Source organism: Pseudomonas sp. NFPP12, assembly GCF_900103205.1.
In the GTDB taxonomy this organism is placed as follows: domain Bacteria; phylum Pseudomonadota; class Gammaproteobacteria; order Pseudomonadales; family Pseudomonadaceae; genus Aquipseudomonas; species Aquipseudomonas protegens.
Genome location: NZ_FMWW01000004.1, coordinates 302,159 through 324,747 on the forward strand (window position 1 = coordinate 302,159; position 22,589 = coordinate 324,747).

General features: G+C 60.0%; 28 protein-coding genes and 1 tRNA gene. 11 read left to right on the plus strand and 18 right to left on the minus strand.

Annotated features, from left to right (window positions below; genetic code table 11):
* The first annotated feature begins 245 nt into the window (after nt 1-245).
* Together BLS75_RS18430 and BLS75_RS18435 are read left to right on the plus strand one after the other, a co-directional pair.
* The gene (locus BLS75_RS18430) at nt 246-545 is read left to right on the plus strand and encodes a hypothetical protein (protein ID WP_011060416.1); all 300 of its coding nucleotides are present in this window, start codon (nt 246-248) and stop codon (nt 543-545) included.
* Between the two features lie 292 nt (nt 546-837).
* Nucleotides 838-1,050, plus strand: coding sequence for a cold-shock protein (locus tag BLS75_RS18435; RefSeq protein ID WP_003179963.1), 213 nt, complete (start codon nt 838-840; stop codon nt 1,048-1,050).
* Nucleotides 1,051-1,121: 71 nt separating this feature from the next.
* Here BLS75_RS18435 and BLS75_RS18440 read toward each other — a convergent pair whose 3' ends face one another.
* Both BLS75_RS18440 and BLS75_RS18445 read right to left on the minus strand, forming a co-directional pair.
* Nucleotides 1,122-1,433 (minus strand): I78 family peptidase inhibitor, encoded by a 312-nt coding sequence (locus tag BLS75_RS18440; RefSeq protein ID WP_072451516.1) that lies wholly within the window; start codon nt 1,431-1,433, stop codon nt 1,122-1,124.
* A gap of 161 nt (nt 1,434-1,594) precedes the next feature.
* Complete coding sequence (locus BLS75_RS18445; RefSeq protein WP_011060414.1) at nt 1,595-1,900, minus strand: hypothetical protein; 306 nt, start codon at nt 1,898-1,900, stop codon at nt 1,595-1,597.
* 165 nt (nt 1,901-2,065) lie between these two features.
* On the opposite strand from BLS75_RS18445, the gene BLS75_RS18450 reads away from it, so the two are divergent.
* Nucleotides 2,066-2,278, plus strand: coding sequence for a hypothetical protein (locus tag BLS75_RS18450; RefSeq protein WP_011060413.1), 213 nt, complete (start codon nt 2,066-2,068; stop codon nt 2,276-2,278).
* A 33-nt stretch (nt 2,279-2,311) separates the two neighbouring features.
* Here BLS75_RS18450 and BLS75_RS18455 read toward each other — a convergent pair whose 3' ends face one another.
* The 8 genes from BLS75_RS18455 to BLS75_RS18490 form a co-directional block, all read right to left on the minus strand.
* Nucleotides 2,312-3,340, minus strand: coding sequence for a nucleoside hydrolase (locus tag BLS75_RS18455; protein ID WP_011060412.1), 1,029 nt, complete (start codon nt 3,338-3,340; stop codon nt 2,312-2,314).
* A gap of 41 nt (nt 3,341-3,381) precedes the next feature.
* Nucleotides 3,382-3,786, minus strand: coding sequence for a D-ribose pyranase (rbsD, locus tag BLS75_RS18460; RefSeq protein ID WP_072451517.1), 405 nt, complete (start codon nt 3,784-3,786; stop codon nt 3,382-3,384).
* Nucleotides 3,783-4,700 (minus strand): ribokinase, encoded by a 918-nt coding sequence (gene rbsK / locus BLS75_RS18465; RefSeq protein WP_053157380.1) that lies wholly within the window; start codon nt 4,698-4,700, stop codon nt 3,783-3,785. Before rbsK ends, rbsD begins: the two co-directional genes overlap by 4 nt.
* Before the next feature lie 24 nt (nt 4,701-4,724).
* On the minus strand, nt 4,725-5,747 hold the full coding sequence (locus BLS75_RS18470; protein WP_011060409.1) for a LacI family DNA-binding transcriptional regulator: 1,023 nt from the start codon (nt 5,745-5,747) through the stop codon (nt 4,725-4,727).
* A gap of 3 nt (nt 5,748-5,750) precedes the next feature.
* Entirely contained in the window at nt 5,751-6,725 is a 975-nt protein-coding gene (locus BLS75_RS18475; RefSeq protein WP_011060408.1) for an ABC transporter permease, read from the minus strand.
* Nucleotides 6,722-8,275: a sugar ABC transporter ATP-binding protein gene (locus tag BLS75_RS18480; protein ID WP_072451518.1), complete on the minus strand. Its 1,554-nt coding sequence runs from the start codon at nt 8,273-8,275 to the stop codon at nt 6,722-6,724. Before BLS75_RS18480 ends, BLS75_RS18475 begins: the two co-directional genes overlap by 4 nt.
* A 57-nt stretch (nt 8,276-8,332) precedes the next feature.
* Nucleotides 8,333-9,289, minus strand: coding sequence for a sugar ABC transporter substrate-binding protein (locus BLS75_RS18485; RefSeq protein ID WP_072451519.1), 957 nt, complete (start codon nt 9,287-9,289; stop codon nt 8,333-8,335).
* Between the two features lie 272 nt (nt 9,290-9,561).
* On the minus strand, nt 9,562-10,011 hold the full coding sequence (locus tag BLS75_RS18490; protein WP_072451520.1) for a hypothetical protein: 450 nt from the start codon (nt 10,009-10,011) through the stop codon (nt 9,562-9,564).
* Between the two features lie 338 nt (nt 10,012-10,349).
* On the opposite strand from BLS75_RS18490, the gene BLS75_RS18495 reads away from it, so the two are divergent.
* From BLS75_RS18495 to BLS75_RS18505, 3 genes are all read left to right on the plus strand, one after another.
* Nucleotides 10,350-11,438: an asparaginase gene (locus BLS75_RS18495; protein ID WP_011060404.1), complete on the plus strand. Its 1,089-nt coding sequence runs from the start codon at nt 10,350-10,352 to the stop codon at nt 11,436-11,438.
* Between the two features lie 186 nt (nt 11,439-11,624).
* The gene (locus tag BLS75_RS18500; protein ID WP_015634917.1) at nt 11,625-11,894 is read left to right on the plus strand and encodes a DUF1654 domain-containing protein; all 270 of its coding nucleotides are present in this window, start codon (nt 11,625-11,627) and stop codon (nt 11,892-11,894) included.
* 4 nt (nt 11,895-11,898) lie between these two features.
* On the plus strand, nt 11,899-12,588 hold the full coding sequence (locus tag BLS75_RS18505; protein ID WP_011060402.1) for an endonuclease: 690 nt from the start codon (nt 11,899-11,901) through the stop codon (nt 12,586-12,588).
* A 51-nt stretch (nt 12,589-12,639) separates the two neighbouring features.
* On the opposite strand, the gene BLS75_RS18510 is transcribed toward BLS75_RS18505, so the two are convergent.
* Complete coding sequence (locus tag BLS75_RS18510; RefSeq protein ID WP_011060401.1) at nt 12,640-12,990, minus strand: hypothetical protein; 351 nt, start codon at nt 12,988-12,990, stop codon at nt 12,640-12,642.
* Nucleotides 12,991-13,255: 265 nt separating this feature from the next.
* Between BLS75_RS18510 and csrA the strand changes: the two genes are divergently transcribed.
* The gene (gene csrA / locus BLS75_RS18515) at nt 13,256-13,450 is read left to right on the plus strand and encodes a carbon storage regulator CsrA (protein ID WP_007920550.1); all 195 of its coding nucleotides are present in this window, start codon (nt 13,256-13,258) and stop codon (nt 13,448-13,450) included.
* Nucleotides 13,451-13,688: 238 nt separating this feature from the next.
* On the opposite strand, the gene BLS75_RS18520 is transcribed toward csrA, so the two are convergent.
* From BLS75_RS18520 to BLS75_RS18545, 6 genes are all read right to left on the minus strand, one after another.
* Nucleotides 13,689-14,129, minus strand: coding sequence for a bleomycin resistance protein (locus BLS75_RS18520; protein WP_072451521.1), 441 nt, complete (start codon nt 14,127-14,129; stop codon nt 13,689-13,691).
* A gap of 79 nt (nt 14,130-14,208) precedes the next feature.
* On the minus strand, nt 14,209-14,670 hold the full coding sequence (locus BLS75_RS18525) for a DUF2214 family protein (RefSeq protein WP_072451721.1): 462 nt from the start codon (nt 14,668-14,670) through the stop codon (nt 14,209-14,211).
* Between the two features lie 163 nt (nt 14,671-14,833).
* The gene (locus BLS75_RS18530) at nt 14,834-16,300 is read right to left on the minus strand and encodes a glycosyl hydrolase family 18 protein (RefSeq protein ID WP_072451522.1); all 1,467 of its coding nucleotides are present in this window, start codon (nt 16,298-16,300) and stop codon (nt 14,834-14,836) included.
* A gap of 45 nt (nt 16,301-16,345) precedes the next feature.
* On the minus strand, nt 16,346-16,975 hold the full coding sequence (locus tag BLS75_RS18535) for a lytic polysaccharide monooxygenase auxiliary activity family 9 protein (RefSeq protein ID WP_011060397.1): 630 nt from the start codon (nt 16,973-16,975) through the stop codon (nt 16,346-16,348).
* 343 nt (nt 16,976-17,318) lie between these two features.
* Nucleotides 17,319-17,669: a hypothetical protein gene (locus BLS75_RS18540; RefSeq protein ID WP_072451523.1), complete on the minus strand. Its 351-nt coding sequence runs from the start codon at nt 17,667-17,669 to the stop codon at nt 17,319-17,321.
* A gap of 88 nt (nt 17,670-17,757) precedes the next feature.
* Nucleotides 17,758-18,078 (minus strand): helix-turn-helix domain-containing protein, encoded by a 321-nt coding sequence (locus BLS75_RS18545; RefSeq protein WP_011060395.1) that lies wholly within the window; start codon nt 18,076-18,078, stop codon nt 17,758-17,760.
* Between the two features lie 274 nt (nt 18,079-18,352).
* Here BLS75_RS18545 and BLS75_RS18550 point away from each other — a divergent pair, with 274 nt between their 5' ends.
* The 3 genes from BLS75_RS18550 (at nt 18,353) to catB (ending at nt 20,884) form a co-directional block, all read left to right on the plus strand.
* Nucleotides 18,353-19,486, plus strand: a complete 1,134-nt coding sequence (locus BLS75_RS18550; RefSeq protein ID WP_072451524.1) for an RNA ligase RtcB family protein — start codon at nt 18,353-18,355, stop codon at nt 19,484-19,486.
* A complete protein-coding gene (prfH, locus tag BLS75_RS18555) occupies nt 19,486-20,106 on the plus strand; it encodes a peptide chain release factor H (RefSeq protein ID WP_105625689.1) in 621 nt (206 codons plus the stop codon). Before BLS75_RS18550 ends, prfH begins: the two co-directional genes overlap by 1 nt.
* A gap of 142 nt (nt 20,107-20,248) precedes the next feature.
* Nucleotides 20,249-20,884, plus strand: coding sequence for a type B chloramphenicol O-acetyltransferase (gene catB, locus BLS75_RS18560; protein ID WP_072451722.1), 636 nt, complete (start codon nt 20,249-20,251; stop codon nt 20,882-20,884).
* 144 nt (nt 20,885-21,028) lie between these two features.
* Here the strand turns inward: catB and BLS75_RS18565 are convergent.
* A tRNA-Val gene (locus tag BLS75_RS18565) sits at nt 21,029-21,105 on the minus strand.
* Between the two features lie 187 nt (nt 21,106-21,292).
* Between BLS75_RS18565 and BLS75_RS18570 the strand changes: the two genes are divergently transcribed.
* A complete protein-coding gene (locus BLS75_RS18570) occupies nt 21,293-22,576 on the plus strand; it encodes an NAD(P)/FAD-dependent oxidoreductase (RefSeq protein ID WP_072451525.1) in 1,284 nt (427 codons plus the stop codon).
* Nucleotides 22,577-22,589 lie beyond the last annotated feature (13 nt).

Genomic DNA, 22,589 nt, shown 5'->3' on the forward strand with positions numbered 1-22,589 from the left:
CCAGAGTGACTGGGGTTCACATCAAGATTAATGAGGCATAGACGGCAAGGGCTAGAAAAGGCCCAAAGCTTGAAAACACCGAAGCCGGGCATGCTAGCACAGATACATCGCAATCGCCGTGCAGCAAATTATCGCGAGCCTGGTTTACAGTCTTTTATTGTTGAAAGTGAACTTGAGATGTACGTCGAGCCTCAAATAACCGGAGAATCGTCGTCCTTGCTACCGACTTCAGGAGAACCCGACTCATGCGCCTTATCAAACTGCTCGCCCTTGCCGCACCGCTCACCCTGCTACTGCCTTTGAGTGCACAGGCGGCATGGCCTGCCGGAGCACGCGCCGACTACATGAAGGACTGCACCGCGGCGGCCAGCCAGAACATCGACGCCAAGAGCGCCGAAAAGCACTGTGCCTGCGGCGCCGACAAGCTAAATGAAAAATTCACCACCGAGGAGATCAAGGAGCTGATGAGCAAAACCAAGCAACCCAGCGCAGATCTGCGAACCCGAGCACTGGACGCCATCGCTGCTTGCCGGGTGGTCAAATAAGCTGCTGATGCCCGGAACAGGCTGCGCCAGTGCTCGCCACAGAGCCTGAAACGCGGTCTTTTTCACAATTTACGCAGCTTTTACGGGTTTTTTTATTACCCTCTGTTTTACGCCAAAGCCCCTTAAACCGGGGCCTGCAGCCAACTCAGATGGCAAAATACACAGGTACATCGGGCAAAGAGCGCCTCTGGGGGGCTCCCAAGCCGAACATTTCGACTATGATAGCTCGGTGTGCCCAGTTGGCCTGAGCAGCACAGCACTACTGAAAATATATGTTTCTTGGAGATACACCATGTCTAATCGCCAAACCGGCACCGTAAAATGGTTCAACGATGAAAAAGGCTTCGGCTTCATCACTCCTCAAGGTGGCGGTGACGACCTGTTCGTACACTTCAAAGCTATTGAAAGCGACGGTTTCAAAAGCCTGAAAGAAGGCCAGACCGTTTCCTTCGTGGCTGAGAAAGGCCAAAAGGGTATGCAAGCTGCACAAGTTCGCCCTGAGTAATTTCTCAGCGAGCTAAAAAAACCCCGTCCATGTGACGGGGTTTTTTATGCGTGATCCAAAGGCCTCAGCCCTCAACCACAGTTGACCCGGGTCACCACCAGGCCGGCATCAGTGTTCAGGTTCAGGCGATCCGAGCGGTACTCCAGGGTGATCATGTCGCTGGGCTTGAGGAACCGTGCGTACTGCGCGCCTGCGCGTGTACGGGCCTGCTCGAGCAACTCGGGAGAAGCCTTTTTGCCGACAGCGAATTCGGCGGCCGATGCTTCACAACGAGTGTGCCCGGACTCAGCGGCCACAGACTCCTTTGTCGACCCGGCAGTGCTGCACCCACCAAGGACGACAGCGGCCAACAAGGTTCCGAATGAAGCGAGCTTCCAAGGCATGAAGCCTCCTTTTCAAAATTAAGCAGAGATCGTGCGACAGCCGATTTGGCTTTTGGTTTCAAAACAAATGGCTATTTGCCGTATCAGGTGAACAGCGGGCAAGTCTGCCTCAGCCGGTGCCACTCTTTCACGGGACAATCGTCACCGGATATGAGCGACGCTCAATAGATGTCGATGTAGTCGAACGCCGGCTTGGGCCAGTTCTGCTTGAGCGCATTGAAGATCTGCATCACCCAGACCTCGTCGGCGGCAGCCACCTTGCCGACATACCCGGATCCGGCCGCCCAGGTTTCCAGGCGAAACAGCAAACCTTCTATCTCGGCGCCGCCCACTACCCCCGAAGAGATATAGGCAATTCCGGTTTTGCTCACGCGCAACTGGGTATGCACGTTGTCGCTGGCAGACGCCAGCAGCTGACGCACCGCCTCCAGGGTCAGGGCATCAGGCTGGTTCAAATCGATTTGCACGGAGGCTTCCTTGAGCACAGGAAAAGCCGCAGTGTCGCACAGCACTCGCGTGATGCCTAAGTCGGAGTGCCAAACGCCCGGCAACATGGTTAACTCTGCAACGCAGCAAATACCCGCCCAGAGCCCTGCCCTGGCGCCCGCCTTATCCGAATTCGTGAGACTTTCATGGCCACCGTGAGTATCGACGCCGACATCAAAGCCAAATGGCCCCAGGGCCAATGCTCCTACAGCCCGGGGAGCCCGGAGGAGCTGGCGATCATTGGCATAGACCTGCTGGTCAAGGAACTGGGCACCCAGTCCGCCCGAGCCTTCATTGAACAAGTCTTCGAGAAATACCCGGCCGACCACCTGGGCGTACAGGACCCGGAACGGGAATAGAACCCCGCAGGCAGGTACCTGCGGGGGCAAGGTTTACTTGAGACGCGCCAGGCGCTCGGTGAGCAAGTCGAAGAAGCCCTGGGCATCGCCGTTCTCAACCCAGAACACGTTCTTTTCCTGCTTCAGGCCGTCGTACCAATCGACGATGGTCTGGCCGAAGGTCGGCCCCTCGCGGCTGTCGATGACCATATTGGCTTGCCGGCCGGTGAACAGCTCGGGCTTGAGCAGGTAGGCAATCACTGTAGCGTCATGCACCGGGCCGCCGGGAATACCGTAGTGCTCCATGTCGCCCTTGACGTACTCGTTGAGGATGTCCCCCACCACCTTGCTGGCGTTGTTGTTCAACGCCGCGATCTTCTGCAGCCGCGCATCGCTGGTCAGCACCTTGTGGGTCACGTCCAGCGGCAGATAGGTCAGTTTGACGCCGCTCTTGAGCACCACTTCGGCCGCCTGGGGGTCGGCGAACAGGTTGAACTCGGCCACCGGCGTGATGTTGCCACCGTTGAAGTGCGCACCGCCCATGACCACCACTTCCTTGATGCCCTGGGTGATGTCCGGTGCCTGGATCAGCGCCAGCGCCAGGTTGGTCTGCGGGCCGAGCATGGCGATGGTGATGCTGTGGGGCTTGGCCGCCCGCAGCGTATCGATCAGGTAGTTGATCGCATTGCCCTTGGCCAGAGGCGCCTTGGGCTCGTGCACCGTCACCCCGGAAATGCCTTCCTTGCCATGGATATTCTCGGCATAGATGGGGGTACGCAGCAGCGGCTTGGGCGCTCCGGCGTATACCGGCACCTCCTCGCGGCCCGCCCACTCACGGGCCAGACGCGCATTGCGCGAGGTCTTGTCCAACCGCACGTTGCCCGCCACCGTGGTCAGGGCGCGGATCTGCAGCTCCTCGGGGGAAGCCAGGGCGAACAGCAGGGCTACCACATCGTCAGCCCCCGGATCGGTGTCGATGATCAGATCGATTTTTTCCGCCGCCTGAGCGCCGGTAGCAGTGAGCAGAGACAAAAGCAGCAGACTCCGGAACCAGTGGTGAAACAACTGAGCATAGCGGCGCATGGCGCACTCCTTGTGCAAGATGGAAAAGGCCCGACAGCGGCCTAGAAGGTCACCCCGGCAATCAGGGCGATATTGCAATACGGCTGGCACTCCCCGGTGCGGATCACCGCACGGGCCTGGCGGCTGAGCACCTTGAAACCCTCGTGGTTCATGAGCTGCCGCTGCCCCAGCTCACCACCGGCGGTCATGCCTTCAAGCGCCGCCAGCGGCGTAGGCTGCTTGAGCAGAATTTCTTCGGCCAGCACATGACGCTCCACCTGCATCTCGCTGAGCAACACCTTCAAGGTAGTGAGAAAGTCGGGAACGCCGTGGGTCAGCGCCAGGTCGATCAACTCCACGCCCGGGGGCACCGGCAGGCCGGCATCGCCGATCACCACGATATCGCCGTGGCCCAGGGACGCGATCAAGCGTGACAGGGCAATGTTGAGCAAAGGTGTCTTTTTCATGAAGGGATAAACGCCTGAACGTCGGACAGCGTGGGAATGGAAGGTTGCGCACCGGCGCGCGTCACCGACAGCGCCGCAGCCACCTGGCCAAAGCGGATGGCCTCGGCTTCGCTCTTGCCGGCAGCCAGGGCCGCGGCAAATCCGCCGACAAAGGTGTCCCCGGCCGCCGTGGTATCGATTGCCTTGACCCTGGGCGCCGGGAAATGCTCGAAACGCTGGCCATCGGCAAACAGCGAGCCCTGTGCACCGAGGGTGATGATCACCTTGCCAGCACCCGCAGCGATCAAGCGACCGGCAGCCACTTCAGCGCTCTCCAGGGAGTCCACCGCTACCCCGCTCAAAGCCGAAGCCTCGCTCTCGTTGGGAATCAGGTAGTCGATCGCGCCATACCACTGCGCCGGCAGCGGGCCACTGGCCGGCGCCGGATTGAGGATCACCGTCTTGCCCAGTTCGCGCCCGCGCTTGAGGGTGTAGCCCACAGTCGCCAGCGGCACTTCAAGCTGGCAGATGATGACTTGCCCATCCTGCAGCACCCCATCGAACCCGGCGACCTTCTCGGGAGTGAGCTGGCCATTGCCGCCGGCGACGATGACAATCGCATTCTGGCTACTGTCATCCACCACGATCAGCGCCACCCCACTGGAGCCTTCGACCACACTCACCGCCTGGCAATCGATCTGCTCGGCCAGCAAGGCACCTCGCAGTTGCTCGCCATAGGCATCGTCGCCGACACAGCCGACCATCGACACCTGCGCTCCCAGCCTGGCCGCAGCCACCGCCTGATTGGCGCCCTTGCCACCGGATACCGTGGCGAAGGATTTGCCAATCAGCGTCTCGCCCCCTCGGGGCAGGCGCTCGGCCCGAGTCACCAGGTCCATGTTGAGGCTACCCACTACCACTACTTTTGCTGACATACATCGGTACTCAATCAGTTGGGTTCAGCGGTATTCGGCGAAAGCGCCACCGAGCGGCGCCGTCGACTCCCGCAAGACGATATTCGGCGTAACGATGCGCTGGTCGACCGGCAGCTCCCGGCAGGCGATCCGCCGCAGCAGCAACTCTGCCGCGGTTTCCCCCAGTTGCAGGATCGACTGGCCGACCGTGGTCAGCGCCGGGTAGACGTAGCGGCTCATGAGGATGTCGTCGAAGCCGATCACCGAAAGTTCGCTGGGCACGCGGATATTGCGCTCCGCTGCCGCGCGCAGCACCCCGATGCCCATCATGTCGTTGCCAGCGAAAATCGCGCTCGGCGGCTGTCCGCCATCGAGCAACTGCGCGGCTGCGCGATAACCACCAGTGCTACTGAAATCACTTTCCAGGATGCGCTCGGCAGGCGCCTCGACACCGGCCTCACGCAGCGCCTGCTGGAATCCCGCCAGGCGCATCTGCGCCACACTGGTATTGCCCGGGCCGCCGATGCAGGCAATGTCCCGATGCCCCAGCTCCAGCAGGTGTCGGGTGGCCAGGTAGGCACCGTGCTGGTGGTCGATACGCACCAGGTCGGCGTTCACCCCTTCCAGCCCACGGTCGACAATCACCATCGGCGTGCGCACGCCGGCCAGCCCTTGGGCCAGGCCGCTATCGCCACCGGCCGAGGTGACAATCAACCCGTCGATACGTTTTTCCAGTAATACCCGCAGGTAGTTGCGCTGCTTCTGCGGGTTGTCGTCGGAGTTGCAGAGGATCACGCAGTAGCCGTTGCGTTCGCAATAATCCTCGATCCCCCGAGCCAACTCGGCGAAGTACGGGTTGAGGCTGTTGGGTACCAGCAAGCCGATGGTCGCCGTGGTCTTGGCCTTCAGCGAACGCGCCACCGCGCTGGGCACATAGTCCAGGCGCGCGATAGCGGCCTCGACCTTGACCCGAACTTCCTCACTGACTGGCCGCGTCTTGTTCAGCACATGGGACACCGTGGTGTAGGAAATCCCCGCCAGCGCCGCCACATCCTTGATTGTTGCCATGAATCAAACCCGCCGATTGGCGCGCTGGCTGCGATAAGTGTCCAGCACCACGGCAATCACGATGACCGCACCAGTGATGATGCGCTTGGTCGGTTCGGATGCGCCGATTTGCGCCAGGCCCGCAGCCAGCACGGAAATAATCAAGACACCGAAGAAGGTACTGATCACCGAACCGCGCCCGCCCATCAGGCTGGTGCCGCCGATCACCACCGCAGCGATGACTTGCAACTCCAGACCGGAGCCCGCGTTCGGGTCTGCCGCTTCCAGGCGAGAAATCTGAAACAGTGCAGCGATACCTGCCAGCAACCCCATCAGGCTAAAGACCAGGATCTTGTAGGGTTTGGGGTTGATCCCCGCCAGACGCACCGCCTCTTCGTTGGTACCGATGCCGATCAGGTAGCGACCGAACACGGTGCGAGTCAGCACCGCCTGGGCCAGGAAAATAATCAGCAGGGCAATGATAAACGACGGCGAAATGCCGAAGGCAATCGGATTCGACAACCAGGCGAAGGCGTCACCGATGTAGGCGGTGCGTGAGCCCGTCATCTGGTAGGCCACGCCGCGGGCCATTTCCAGTACACCCAGGGACACGATGAACGAAGGAATGCGCCAGGCCACGGTGATCGAACCGGTCACCGTTCCCGCCAGCGCCGCGCAAGCCATGCCCAGCAACGCCGCGGGCACCACGCTCCAGCCCCAGCCGAGAATCGCCACGCTGACGGTCGACGCCGCCAGGGCCAGTACCGAGCCCACGGACAGGTCGATGCCACCGATGATCAGGACGAAGGTCATGCCCACCGCCAGCACCATCAGGTCGGGAATCTGGTTGGCCAGGGTACTGAAGGTGTCATAGGACAGAAAATGACTACTGAGTAGGGAGAACAGCACGATCATCCCCAGCAGCGCCCCCGCCAACCCCAGGTAAGTGCCGAGGCCGTAGTAGTGGCCGCCTCGCTTGCCGCTTGCTGCAGTTTTCATGATGCATTCCTAGGCGCCGCTCCATCGATCAGCGCATCTCGTTTTTGATAGCCGGCAAATGCCGCGGCAAGCAGTTCATCCTGGGTCCAGTTGTCGCGCTCGAAGGTATCGATCAGCCGCCCGGCCGAGAGCACGCCGATGCGATCGCAAATCAGCATCAGCTCGCGCAGGTCGCTGGACACCACCACAAGGGCCTTGCCCTGCCGGGTCAACTCCCCCAACAGGCCGTAGATATCGAACTTGGCACCGACATCGATGCCACGGGTCGGCTCATCGAACAGCAGCACCGAACAGTCGCGCTCCAGCCAGCGGCCGATCACCACCTTCTGCTGGTTGCCACCGGACAGCTCGCTGACCAGTTGCGCCGGGCTGGAACTGCGGATACGCATGGCGTCGATCTGGCGTCGCGCCAGATGCTCCTCGTCCTGACCATTGACCAGGCCGCTGCTGGAAATCGCCGGCATGTTGCCCAGGGCGATATTGGCGCTGATGGACTGGGTCAACAGCAGCCCCTCACCCTTGCGGTCCTCGGTGATCAGGGCGATGCCGTTGGCCACCGCATCCACTGGCGAGCGGATGCTTACCGGGCGTGCCGGGGTGCCCAGGGCGATGGTGCCGCTGTCGGCGACATCGGCACCGAAGATCAGGCGCAGCAGCTCGGTGCGCCCTGCCCCGATCAACCCGGAAATCCCGAAGATCTCGCCACTGCGGACCTCGAAGGACACATCGCGGACTTTGTCCGAGCGGCTGAGGTTGCTCACCGTCAAGGCCGGCGCGCCGATCCGGCGCTCGCCCAGGTCGATGTGCTCGCCCAACTCGCGGCCCACCATCAGGTTCACCAGTTGCTCGCTGTTGTAGTTGGCCATCGGCTCGACACAGACCAGGCAGCCGTCACGCAATACCGCGATGCGCTGGGCAACCCGGGCCAGCTCTTCCAGGCGATGGGAGATATAGATGATCGACACGCCGCAGGCCTGCAGGCGGGTGATCTGCTCGAAGAGCATTTCTACCTCGCGGGACGTGAGCATGGCGGTGGGCTCATCGAGAATCAGCACATGGCAGTCGCCGATCAGGTTACGGGCGATCTCCACCATCTGCTGGTGGCCGATGCCCAGCTCGCCCACCAGGGTGTCGGGGTCGATGGCATCCAGACCGACCTGGGCCATGGCCTCGATCGCCGCCTTGCGCAATTGCCGGCGGCTGATCCAGCCACCACTGCTGGGCAGGTCGTCGAGGAACAGGTTCTCGGCCACCGACAGGGTCGGCAGCAGGTTGAGCTCCTGCATCACCATGCGAATGCCCAGATCCTCGGCCTGGGCGCGACTGCCCGGACGATAATCCTGACCATTGAACTGCATGTGCCCAGTGGTGGGGCTGACCAGGCCACCGATGATCTTCGACAGGGTGCTCTTGCCGGCGCCGTTCTCGCCGGTGAGCGCCAGCACTTCACCGCGCAACAGCGTCAGGTCGATGCCGGTCAACACCGGTTGCGCATAAGTCTTGCCGATACCACTGACCGATAGGACAGCGTTGGCAGCAGAAACTGACATAGGAAGCTCTCCATGCGCCCGCCCAACCGGGCGAGCGCCGTTGTACCGCCGCAATGACTACTGAGTGACCAGTTCAACCGGAGTTTCGATCACGCCATTGGTGCCGCTGTCGACTTTCTCGCCCTTGAGGACCTTCAGCGCGGTCTCGATACCGAACACCGCCTGCTTGGCAGCGAACTGATCGGCAGTGGCCAGGACCCGGCCATCCTTGAGCATCGGCTTGATGGCGTTGATGTTGTCGTAGCCCACGACCTGCACCTTGCCTGCCTTGCCGGCAGCCCGGACTGCCGAAACCGCGCCTACCGCCATGCTGTCGTTACCGGCCAGCAATGCCTTGAGGTTCGGGTATTCGCTGAGCATGGCCGAGGCCACACGATTGCCGGCGTCGATTTCCCAGTCGCCCGACTGCAGCGACACCACCTTGATCTGCGCGGCTTCCATTGCATCCTTGAAGCCGGCGGTGCGCTGCTGCGCGTTGGTGGTGGTGGAAACCCCTTCGATGATTCCCACTTCGTCACCGGCCTTGAGCTGCTTGGCCAGGTACTCACCCACCAGACGCGCGCCCTTGCGGTTGTCCGGGCCAACGAAAGGCACGCTGATGTTCTTGCTCTTCAGCACGCCGGGGTCGAGCTGGTTGTCGATGTTGATCACTGTGATCCCGGCGTCCACGGCCTTCTTGATCACCGGAACCATGGCCTTGGAGTCAGCCGGGGCAATCACCAGGGCGTTGACCTTGGAGACGATCATCTGCTCGACGATGCGGATCTGGTTGGCGGTATCGGTTTCATCCTTGATGCCGTTGGACACCAGGTCGAAATCGGCGGAATGCTCTTTCTGATAGGCCTTGGCACCATCTTCCATCGTCAGGAAGAACTCGTTGGCCAAGGATTTCATGACCAGGGCGACCTTGGGTTTCTGCGGGGTATCGGCTTGAGCCGAGGAGAAAGGAAGGGCCGCGGATGCAGCGGCGAGAACGGCGACAGCGAGGAGACGTCCAGCAAAGGGCAGCTTCATGGGTTCACTCCGATCTTATGATTATTGTGAGCAGCGTTCGTCAGACGGAACCGCCTGATTGGCAGCACCATTGGCCGACGGCGAACCTTGCAAAGATAGACGATTATCCTTGTCCGAAGGCCGCGCAAACGTTTGCGTAAAACAAACTATGCGAACCTCGCCAGCGTTTGTCAACGCTGTTCAAAGTGCGATCAGAGAGAGTGGGTAGCCATCCGCAGCCGGCCACGAGGAGAAAAACCTGCCCGAAAAATGCTCCCGGACAGGCTGATGATTCAGGCAGTGGTGTTCACCAGGCCACCGGAAGACGACTCCTTGGCCAACTCCCGGACCAGGTTGCCAGAGACTTCCGCCAGCGCGCCGTTGGTATCGGCGACTTGCCCTTGAATGGCCATCACTGCCGTCTGCTTGGCCTCAGGGGTTGGGTAGTTGGCGGCCTGGGCGGCAGCCAGTTGCTGTTGCAGCTCGCGAAGTTGCTGCTGCAGCTCCTGCATGCGCTTGAGCAGCATCTTTACCACGATGCCGTGCTTGTCTTCGCTTGGGCTTTCGCTTTCAGACTGTTCGGCCTGCTTGCTGGAACCGACCCGCAAAGTGCCCGACTCGTCGGTACCCAACGCCGCAGACGCCTGTTCGGCGGCGGCATTACTCAACGCATCGATGGTCGCGGGCGACTTGCCATTGATCAGAATGGCTCCTGCCCCTGGAAATCCTACTGACAGTGACATGGGAACTCCTGGTGAAAAATCCTAGAAGGATCATCGACCGCTGCAGAACAATCTTTAATGGATGAGCGAGAAGTCATCACGAGACTTGTGACGAGCATTTTCGGATTGCCGAACGCGCCACCGTGAAAACGTTCGGAAACCCGGACGCCACATGACTTCTTACGCATAAAAACAGAAATAAAATTGATATAAATCAGTAACTTAAAATAACCTCCCAGCCAAGGTAGCGCTGGTACAGATCCTGCTCCACCCTCGCTGCCCCGGCGCATACAGATCTGCCGCCGGGGTGTTTCTAGATGAACCTGCATCAGCACCGTCTCACTACTAGAGAGAAAATAATGAAATCTGCCTTCAAATCCTTCGCCCCGGGCGCTTTGGCCCTCCTCCTGCTTCTACCGGCAGCCCTGCAAGCCAAAGAAGCTGAAACCCAACAGAAACTGTCCAACGTCGTGGTTCTCGCCACCGGCGGCACCATCGCCGGCGCCGGCGCCAGCGCGGCCAACAGCGCCACCTACCAGGCGGCCAAGGTCGGCATCGAACAATTGATCGCCGGCATTCCCGAGTTGAGCCAACTGGCCAACGTGCGTGGCGAGCAAGTCATGCAAATCGCCTCGGAAAGCATCACCAACGAAAACCTGCTGCAACTGGGCCGCCGCGTTGCCGAACTGGCCGACAGCAAGGACGTCGATGGCATCGTCATCACCCACGGTACCGATACCCTGGAAGAAACCGCCTACTTCCTCAACCTGGTGGAAAAGACCGACAAACCAATCGTTGTGGTCGGCTCCATGCGCCCGGGTACCGCAATGTCGGCTGACGGCATGCTCAACCTGTACAACGCTGTGGCTGTGGCCGGCAGCAAGAACGCCCGCGGCAAAGGCGTACTGGTGACCATGAACGACGAAATCCAGTCCGGCCGCGATGTCAGCAAGATGATCAACATCAAGACCGAAGCCTTCAAGAGCCCATGGGGCCCGCTGGGCATGGTGGTGGAAGGCAAATCCTACTGGTTCCGCCTGCCAGCCAAGCGCCACACCATGGATTCGGAATTCGACATCAAGAACATCAAGAGCCTGCCTGACGTAGAAATCGCCTACGGCTACGGCAACGTCAGCGACACCGCCTACAAGGCCCTGGCCCAAGGTGGCGCCAAAGCCATCATCCACGCCGGTACCGGCAACGGCTCGGTGTCTTCCCGTGTGGTCCCTGCCCTGCAGGAACTGCGCAAGAATGGCGTACAGATCATTCGTTCTTCCCACGTCAATGCCGGCGGTTTCGTACTGCGCAACGCCGAACAGCCTGACGACAAGTACGACTGGGTCGTGGCTCATGACCTGAACCCGCAGAAAGCCCGCATCCTGGCCATGGTCGCCCTGACCAAGACCCAGGACAGCAAGGAACTGCAACGCATGTTCTGGGAATACTGACAGCCCCTCTGCTCGACCGGCCCCGGTCGAGCATGCTTGCAACCACTCGCCCGCCCGGGCGGGTGGTTCCCCCCTTTCCCCCATGCAAAAAAATCTGCTCTCCTCGTGAGACAAATGCATAAAGCGTTGTCAGAGGAACTTCTTGAATTTTAAGCAGTTGCGAAATGCCCTACAGTTAAATACTGTATGCACGTACAGCTTAATAAGGAATGTTCCGTGGCCACGACCCAAACGCCCCTCAGCTCCTACGAACGCCTGGGTGTGCGCATCCAGAAAATCATCAACTCTCCCACCGCACAAAAGGCCAAGGCAGCGCTGATCTTCCGCCTCGCCGATGAGCCACAGGATGAGTGGGAACGCCTGCTGGAGGAGATCGCCGAAAACGACAACGTCACCCTCGCCTACCGCGACGATGGCGGTGTGCAGATTTTCTGGGTCGTGCCGAAGGAAGATTGAGTCGATGAGTGTCCGTTGTTTTGCCTTGCTGTTGCTGTTTCTCGCCTGTTCCGCCCAAGCCGATGCGCCCCGCACCTTCAGCGAAGCCAAGAAAGTCGCCTGGAAGCTCTACGCTCCCCAATCCACCGAGTTCTATTGCGGCTGCAAATACAACGGCAACCGGGTGAACCTGGCGGCCTGCGGCTATGTTCCGCGCAAGAACGCCAAACGCGCCGAACGCATTGAATGGGAGCATATAGTGCCGGCCTGGCAGATCGGCCATCAGCGCCAGTGCTGGCAACAAGGCGGTCGCAAGAACTGCACACGCACCGATTCGGTCTATCAGCGCGCCGAGGCCGACCTGCACAATCTGGTACCGAGCATTGGCGAAGTGAATGGTGATCGCAGCAATTTCAGCTTCGGCTGGCTGCCGGAACAATCGGGCCAGTACGGTTCGTGCCTGACCCAGGTCGACTTCAAGGCCAAGAAGGTCATGCCTCGCCCTTCGATTCGCGGGATGATCGCCCGCACCTACTTCTACATGAGCAAGCAGTACGGCCTGCGCCTTTCCAAACAGGATCGGCAGCTCTTCGAAGCCTGGAACAAAACCTATCCAGTACAGGCCTGGGAGCGCCAGCGCAATCAGAGCGTGGCTTGCGTGATGGGGCGCGGCAATGAATTCGTCGGCGCAGTCAACCTCAAGGCTTGTGGCTGAACGCAGATCGCCCGCGAGTGGCGGGCGATCATTGAGCCTATGGAAACGGGCTTACTGCGCGGCTTGATGCTCGATGACCGTGACTTCGATGTCACGCTTCTTGGCCTTGACCAACTTTTCGGTCACTTCATTCTTCTTCGCCTCGGCCTCGGCCTGGGAAGCAAACGGACCGACCACGACCAGACGCTTGCCGTCCACGGTCACCACATTGGAAATCACCCCGTGCTCGATCAGCCAGCCGGTCAGGTCACTCACCGCCAGGGGGAGCGGGCTGCCCACCAGCACATCCCATTGCGGCTCGGTCGAGGCCGGCTGGGTCTGTACTGCCACCGCCGTGCTCTTATTCGCTTCGACCCGCTTGCCTTCCCCACAACCGGCCAACGCCAATACCGCCATCATCATCGCTACTGTGCGCACAACCTAACCCCTAGAAAGTCTGAGGTGGCGATTTTAGCACTCATGACCCGAGAGACCTCGTCACAAAATCGGACCGAAACAGGAAGAATGATATTTATTGCCTATGTATAGTTGCGCCTTGGGAATTAATAGATCTTCTGCGCGTCAGAAAGAGGCACCCACTCAGTGGAACTTCGCACTAATCTATACCTAAGACCGACCTCTGCACTGTTTGAATCTGGTGCCCTACAAAGCTATCAAGGAGAAGATCATGCTGATACTCACCCGCAAAGTCGGTGAAAGCATAAACATCGGTGACGACATTACGATCACCATTCTCGGCGTCAGCGGCCAGCAAGTGCGCATTGGTATCAACGCGCCAAAAGACGTCGCGGTACACCGTGAAGAAATCTATCAACGCATTCAGGCAGGCCTGACCGCTCCGGACAAACGCGAAACCCCTTGAATAGCATGAGCACCAGCCTTTTGCCCGCGCACAACGGCTGGCGCAGCGCCTGTCTTGTTTGCCTTGAGCTTTTCCCCGCAGACGGCCCGCACACCCTCGCCCGGTTGCAGCCACAGCAGATTCCCGCCCATCAGACTGTCGTCAACCACTGATTATCGCCCTTTCGCGATAGCGAGCCCGACCGTTGATTCCCGACACACGCCGCCGCTGCATTGCAGGCGGCGCACCGGTTCGGCGGTCAGGCGCCCGCTGCAGGCTCCACAGGCTTGAAGCCCAGGTCCTGGGTAAAGCGCAGCAGGTAACCATCCGGATCGAGTACCAGCAGGTTCAACTCGCCGTGCAGCAATTCGTCGTGACGGTACCAGCACTCCTGAATCTCTCGACGCAAGGCAATGCCCGCCCGGGCCAGGGCGGATGCCAACTGGCGAATATCCGGGCACTCGATGGACAGGTTCATGCCGCGGCCAAATGGAGCCTGCAAGGGCCCCACGCGCCACTCCGATTCCTGCTGGTCATCCTGCTCCAGCATCAGTTGGGCACCATTGAGGGAGAGGAAGGCAAAGAAGTGTTCCGGCCGCTGATACTCCACCTTGAAGCCCAGAAGATCGCAGTAGAAGGCCAGACTGCGCTGCAGGTCGGTGACCAGCATCTCCGGCACCAGGTCATTCATTTGAAACATCGAAGGCTTCCATTGCTCATTGATAGAGCCGCGAGCCTACTCTCAAGCAGCCACTCAGTGCAGCCCCGCTTACCAATGATTACAACTGAGCCCAGGTCACCCCACGCGCCATGCCGCTGGCGGCGATGACCATCAACACCATGAGCAGGGCCTGCACATCGCTGATACGGGCGAACAGCAGCGCCCGCCCGATCTGTGGCGCCACCCCTCGCCCCAGGGCCATGCGCCAGCGGATCAAGGTCAGCATCGGCATGATCTCCAGCAACAGGATGATCACGAACAGCGTCATCTTCAGATGGAACAGCGGCTGGTGCAGGTAATACTCCGTACCCTTGCCATAACCGCCAAAAGCCCGCAACAACCCGGTGATCAACAACACCGCGGCCATCAGCCCCCAGACATTGTCGGCCCGCAACACCTGCCCGGGCGCCGCAGCGCCGCCGCTCAGGCGACGCAATGCCGAAGCGCGCGCCAGTACCCCGGCAAAGGCACTGGCAAACGCCAGCAAATGCACAGCCGCCAGCAACCATTGCTGCAACATCGAGCTCATCTCCGCTTGATTGATCGACACATCCGGGCAGCTCAGTAATAGCTCATAACCCGGGCTGTTGCCGGCCAGCGGAAACGAAAAAGGCGGCTCGCACGGATCGACAACTTCCGCGAGAACCGCCTGGCCACTCAACTTCAACAATGGCCGTCACAACTCAGCCATGACGCTCCTGCAGCACCTTGCTCCACAGGGTGAACGCTACGGGCGGCGTCCAGCCCGGGTTGGAGGTGTGCTCCTGAAGGCACAGGTAACGATTGCCTTCGTAAGTCACTCCATCCTCCCTGAGGTAGTGCTGGCTGGTGCGCCACTCGGGAAAGCTCGGATCGACCGCACCGCCTGCGGTCCTGGCACTCACACTGCGGCTGGGGAGCGACTCCTGGCCCTGAGTGTCGGTAGCGGTCACAAAATAGCTGTATTGGGTGTCCGCACTCAGCCCCTGATCCTCGAAGCCCGGAGAGGGAGTGCGAGCGACCGCATTGCCGTCGCGGTACAAGGTGTAGAACTCCACCGGCCGCACACTACCGGAAACGCCCCAGCTCAGGTTGACGCTGCTGCGACTGGTGCCCAGCACCATCAGGTTTCCAGGAGCACCTGGGCGCTCCGGCTCACCGCCATCGCCATGGATCAGCGGCGCATAGCGATGACGAAACTCCCAGTTGTAGGGCACGCCCTGCCGACTGACGCCGGCATCCCAGTTCACCGACCAGGTCATCAACCCCTTGATGGCGTGACCGGCGCCCTGCAAGCGCTTGAACGCATTGCTCACCGCCGACGGGTCGATCACATAGCCAGTGGCCGCGGCATCGACGTTGCTTGGCAGGCCTATCACCAGCTTGTCCGCGGCAATGCGAGTGAAACCGCGGGTACCGGAGGCCAGGCTTTCGCTCAGGTAGTAGAGGAAATCCTCTTTCATCGCGTCATTGTTCTGGGCGATCCAGGCGCCCTGCCCGCCATTGGCCTCCTGCACCCAGAGCCCGTCGCCTCCCTGGTTATAGAACTGCGGCGCGACAAAGTCGTAGTAGCCTTCCAGGGCCTGCAGGTAGGCCACGTACTTGCCATTGCTGGTCAGGTAGGGAAACTCAGGCGCCATGCTGATGATGAAGTGCTTGCCCTGGCCGGCGTAATGATCCTTCACCAGCTTCAAGGCGGCAGGCAGCACACTCTTGTTGTCGGCAAAGTCGATGGCGCTCTGCTCCAGGTCGATATCCAGGCCATCGAAGCCGTAGGTTTCCACCAGACGGATGATTTCGTTGGCCAAGGGCTGTTCGTTGCCCTTGTGCAATTCGATATGGGCATCGGCGCCGCCCAGGGAGATCAATACCGCCCGGCCCTGGCTGTTGAGCACGCCCACCTGGCGCCGGAACTCGGCGTCCGAAAGGTTGTAGGGCTTGAAGGTGGGAATACCGTTGCCCTTCATGAAGGCTACTGCAACCACGTTGTATTCCTTGGGCACGTCCACCAGATCCAGGTTGGCGAATTGCCCCTGCTGGTAGCCGTCGCTGTGACCGGCGGCCCAGTTGTGCCAGAAGCCCATGAGCACCTTTTTGCCGGCAATGCTCGGCATCAGGGAAGCAGCATCTGCGGCCTGACTCTTGATTAATGCAAAATCGATCTTATCCACGTTCTAATCCTTCAGAACTGTCAGAAAATGTTAACTACCTGAAACTTATTTAAAGTCCAGGTCGAAAGCCTGATAAAAGCCATTGCCGGTATTGGCAACAATCCACACCAGTACTACAACATGGTGGCCCTTTTTATTTTTGGGCAGCACAACCTCATGATGAGTCTTGGCTTTCAATACCGAACCAAACTTGTCGAAAGGCACTTCGGTATAGAAGTCCTGATAAAAAGCCTGGGGTTCCAGCTGGGCGCGACTAATGCGCTGTTTCGGGTCCCAGCCGTCCTTGGTGATGAACCAGTTGTAGCCCCGGGTAACGTGAGGGGCGGTGTATTCCCACTGCACCTGGAACACCTGGCCCGGGTTCACGTTCACCAGCGGCCAAGTGAAGGGCCGGTTGATCTTTTTCGACATTTCCTCGTTGGTGAAGTTGATGCAATCGCGATCATCAACCTTGCCGCCACTGAGAATATGACCGTCGGCGGGTGGCGCAACACTGGCCACATCGCTGTCGTAAGGCTTTGGGAAAGGACCGGCGGCGAGGGCCGGAAAGTTTTTCCCGCCTTCCATCTCGTTGACCTGCCAGGTTCCCAGCAGCCCCAGTTCCACCGCTACCGCACCGCGGCTGGACGGAGAAACAACGCGACCATGTTTTAGTTGAGCCTGTGGCTTATTCATATCTTTCACTCCATTGATTAATTAACTACTGCTCCTTATTGAGCACCCTCAACTTAGCGCACTTTTCCCTGCTTTTTTCATCACCACAAAAACTAACCATTCAGGACAATTTACAAAAGTCCGCCCTAGCCCCCTTAATCCCTGGACTTCCTTATTTCAACTGACAGTTTGAAGAGGCAATGTATTACACGCTTTGCTACAGGCTTATTGGGTGTTTCCACAGATCGCCAATAACAGCTGGCCTGACCAGCTGGAAACCCTTCCCCAGAAATGACAAAACCCGGCCGATGCCGGGTTTGTACCTGATAGCGTCAAATGCCAACGCCAGTGACTATCCGCTGCGTTACAGACAGGTCGCTAGCGCCGCCAGGCGGCGCTTCGAGACATAGCCGTCTGCAACCGCATAAAAGTGGACGGTGGTCGTCGCGGCCTCGGCCTTGATATCGACAAAAGTCTCGGCGGAACGGGTATACACGGTGTACCCCCCAGCCTTGCCCGGTTGCAGATAGGCAGCGGCATCGACACCAAAGACCGACTCGTCCTGCCAGGCGAACTGCACACATTGCGCTACCAGTTGATCAGCCTTGGCCGAGGCCAGGGTTTTGTTGGGCGTTCGGGCCCGAGCTTCATCCATGGTAGAGCTCGCACAGCCAGCCAATAGCGCCGCCACCATTACCGCCATCAAAACCCGCATGCTGCCTCCTCGTCCTGAAAACGCGAGAGTATCGCTCAGGCCGCGTTAAAAAGGCGCGCGAACAGCAGAAAAACTCCCCCGCGCCCACTCAGCACTCCGCCAGGGAGGACGCCAGCTGGGCGATCGCCTCCTGGTCCTCATCTCCGAGGTGGCGGTAGTTCTGAATAATGGTGCTTTCATCCAGGCTTAGGCTGCCCTCGGACAAGCGCGAGCGCTCGCCGGTCAACACATAAAGCAGGTCAACGCCGTGGCGCCCGATGGCCATCAGGTAATCCGATTTGGGCACCCGCTCACCGCTCTCGTAACGGCCCTGGGCGTTGGCTTCAACACCGCCAATGGCACCGAATTCCTGCTGGGAGAGCCCCAACGCCTTGCGCTGTTCTTTCAAGCGCTCACCAAAGGTCTGCATAACCATCCTCATTCAACAAGGTGATGGTTTTACGACCGTAACGGTCGCAGAAGGTGCACTTTGTTTGCCCACACCATTGCCAGTCCCCGGGCAAAAGATTAACCTGCGCGCCCTTTCCACACTTTTGCCAAGGAGATCCACCATGCAACAGCTGATCACCCCTTGCAGGACGTGCCTGGTTTAAACGCTGCAACCGCTACCCGCTAGCGCCTTCGCTTAACCCCCGCTTCGTCCTGCCACTACCTGAATATTTTTTTCCAATCAGGAATTGGACATGGACACTTGCATCCGTCATTTGTCGAACGGCGTCTCTCTAATCGCCTCCGACACCACCTGGATCGAAGACAAAGCGCTCCAGCAACTGCACACCACCGCACAACTGCCCGGCATGCGCCAGGTCGTCGGCATGCCCGACCTGCATCCAGGCCGGGGCTATCCGGTGGGCGCGGCATTTTTTTCCACCGAAGTGGCCTACCCGGCACTGGTGGGCAACGACATCGGCTGCGGCATGGCGCTGTGGCAAACCGACCTCTCCAGCACTCGCCTCAACCTCGACAAGCTGGAAAAGAAAATCGGCAATATCGACCTGCCTCTGGATGAGCAGTGGGATGAACAACGCGCGCAACTGGCATTGCCCGTCAGCGGTCATGAGCACTCCCTGGGTACCATCGGCGGCGGCAACCACTTCGCCGAACTGCAACAACTCGATCAGGTCCATGACGCCGACGCCCTGCAAGCGCTGGCACTGGCCCCGAAAGCCTTGCTGCTGCTGGTGCACAGCGGCTCCCGAGGCCTGGGAGAGGCCATTTTGCGCAGCCACGTCGACCAACACGGCCACAACGGCCTGTTGATGACCAGCACCGCCGGCGCCCAGTACCTGGAGCAGCACGACCAGGCCTTGCGCTTTGCCGAGGCCAATCGACGGCTGATCGCCGAGCGCCTGTTGCACAATCTGCGGGCCAAGGGCCATCCGCTGCTGGATATCAATCACAACCTGGTGTCTGCGGCGCAGGTCGACGGCGTATCGGGCTGGCTGCATCGCAAGGGCGCCACACCATCGGACCAGGGTCCGGTGGTGATTCCCGGCTCTCGTGGCGACTACAGCTACCTGGTGCAACCGCTCCCCCAATCGTTCAGCCTCTACTCCCTGGCGCACGGCGCCGGGCGCAAGTGGCTGCGCAGCGACTGCAAGGGCCGGCTGGCAACGCGCTTGAGCTTCGATCAACTCAAGCGCACCCGGCTGGGCAGCCGAGTGATCTGCGAGGACCGCGGCCTGATGTACGAAGAGGCTCCCGAAGCCTACAAGAGCATCGACAGCGTGGTGGGCAGCCTGCGCGACGCCGGCCTGGTGAAGATCATCGCCCGACTCAAACCGGTACTGACCTACAAACGCCGGGGGTGCTGCTGATGATGATGTTGCTACAGCTGTCCTCCGCCCAAGGGCCTGCCGAATGCGAATTGGCAGTAACCCACGCATTACGCCGCCTGCATCACGAAGCCGAAGCGCAGAACGTGCGCCTCGGCATCATCGAGCAGGTTGCCAGCCAGGCTCGCGACGCCCATCGCTCGGTACTGGTCAGCCTGGATGGCGAGCACGCCGCAAACCTGGCTCGACGCTGGACAGGCACCCTGCTGTGGATCTGCAAAAGCCCTCTGCGGCCCGCACATCGACGCAAGAACTGGTATTTCGCCGGCCAACCATTCTGCGCCCTGGAAGAAGCCGAGGGCGGCGAGATCCGCTTCGAGGCCATGCGCGCTTCCGGCCCCGGCGGGCAGCACGTGAACAAGACCGACTCCGCGGTACGTGCCACCCATGTAGCGACCGGCATCAGCGTCAAGGTGCAGTCCGAACGCAGCCAGCACGATAACAAGCGCCTGGCTCGTCTACTGATCCAGCAACGGCTTGCCGATCGGCAAGAGCAATCCGTACAGGAACTGCGCTTGCAGCGTCGTGACGCCCATCACCGGGTTGAACGGGGCAATGCCGTGCGCACCTTCAGTGGCAGCGCCTTCACCCCTCTGGACTGACCCGCCCTGGTACGGGAAGCCGCTCGTCACGACGGCTCCCCGAACCAGGTTGGTGGCTACAGAGGGCAATACGTAAAAGATCTTGAACCGGTGACCGATGCGGCAAATGCAGAGGACGCTGAAGACATGGAGCAGAGTCCCGATGAACAACTACTTCGAAAGCCCCTTCAAGGGCATCACGCTTGATCGGCAAGTCACCCACCCGAATATTCGAGTAGGTCGTTTCAGCTACTACTCAGGCTACTACCACGGCCATAGTTTCGATGAGTGTGCGCGTTACCTGCCCCACGAGGAAGGCGCGGACAAGCTGATAATCGGCTCCTTCTGCTCAATCGGCTCGGGAGCCGCATTCATCATGGCTGGCAACCAGGGGCATAGAAGCGAGTGGATCAGCACCTTTCCGCTCTACTGGATGCCCGAGGAGCCGGTCTTCGCGGGCGCGCAGAATGGATATCAAGCCGCAGGCGACACGGTGATCGGCAATGACGTCTGGATCGGTTCCGAAGCCATTGTCATGCCGGGCATCAGGATTGGCGATGGCGCCGTGATAGGCACTCGAGCCCTGGTGACACGGGACGTGGAGCCCTACGCAATCATCGGCGGTAACCCCGCCAAGACGATTCGCAAGCGCTTCGATGATCGGCGTATCGAAATGCTTGTGGAAATGCAGTGGTGGAACTGGAGCAGCGAGCAGTTGAAAGCAGTGATGCCACTGATGACCAGTGCCAATGTCGAGGCGCTGTTTGAACATTGGCAGGAGCACATCCGCCCCGACTGATCACTGGCCAAGATCGCAGTGAGCGCTGCAATGCCAGTGGGCTTCTTGGCGGATCGTGCAAAGCCATCAAAATGGCCAGAAACAAAAAAGGGGCTCACCTTTCGGTGAACCCCTTCTAGACCGCCCAGCAGAGCGGATTTTGTTTGGTAGGCGCGATTGGACTCGAACCAACGACCCCCACCATGTCAAGGTGGTGCTCTAACCAACTGAGCTACGTGCCTGCTGTGAGGCGGCATTCTACGGAATTCCAAAGGGGTGTCAACACCTTTTTTGCAGCTAAGCCTATGAATATGCGAATTTTTTAATTTTCGCGGGATGAAGAAGTTTTTTCTTCTGTCTGGCAGCTCATTTGCAACTCAGGTAGCATCGGCGCACTCGTAAAATATATTAAACACATGAGGTCGCAGGATGGCGAACATTCCCTACCCACAGTCCTATTACGCGGCATCGGCCAATGCGGCTCCGGAACGTCCGATGCTCCAAAGCGAGATTGAAACCGATGTCTGCGTGATCGGTGCGGGTTATACCGGCCTGTCCAGCGCCCTGTTCCTCCTGGAAAACGGCTTTCGTGTGACCGTACTGGAGGCCGCCAAGGTCGGCTTTGGCGCTTCAGGGCGCAATGGCGGGCAGATCGTCAACAGCTACAGCCGCGATATCGACGTGATTGAACGCAGCGTCGGCCCCAAGCAGGCACAATTGCTGGGGCAGATGGCCTTTGAGGGTGGCCGGATCATTCGTGAACGGGTGGCCAAATACAAGATCCAGTGCGATCTGAAGGACGGCGGTGTATTCGCAGCGCTGACCAGCAAGCAGATGGGTCATCTGGAGTCGCAGAAGCGCCTGTGGGAGCGCTATGGCCACACCCAGCTGGAATTGCTGGATGAGCGGCGTATCCGCGAAATCGTGGCCTGCGATCAATACAAGGGCGGCATGCTCGACATGAGCGGCGGCCACATCCATCCACTGAACCTGGCACTGGGTGAAGCGGCTGCCGTGGAGTCGCTGGGCGGCACCCTCTATGAGCAGTCCCCGGCAATCCGCATCGAGCGCGGCGCCAATCCGGTGGTCCACACGCCCCAAGGAAAAGTCCGCGCCAAATTCATCATCATTGCTGGCAATGCCTACCTGGGCAATCTGGTTCCGGAGCTGGCAGCCAAGTCCATGCCTTGCGGAACCCAGGTCATCACCACAGAACCCCTGAGCGATGAGCTGGCAGCCAGCCTGTTGCCCCAGGATTACTGCGTCGAAGACTGCAACTACCTGCTGGACTACTACCGTCTCTCCGGCGACAAGCGCCTGATTTTCGGTGGCGGCGTGGTGTATGGCGCCCGCGACCCGGCGAACATCGAGGCCATCATCCGACCGAAGATGCTCAAGGCCTTTCCGCAACTGCAGAACGTGAAGATCGATTACGCCTGGACCGGCAACTTCCTGCTGACGCTGTCGCGCCTGCCCCAGGTTGGGCGCCTGGGGGACAATATCTACTACTCCCAAGGCTGCAGCGGCCACGGCGTGACCTACACCCACCTGGCCGGGAAAGTCCTGGCAGAGGCCCTGCGCGGCCAGGCTGAGCGCTTTGACGCCTTTGCCGACCTGCCTCACTACCCCTTCCCCGGCGGCCAGTTGCTGCGCACGCCATTCACCGCCCTGGGCGCTTGGTACTACAGCCTTCGGGACAAGCTCGGCTTCTGAAAGCCAAACCTCA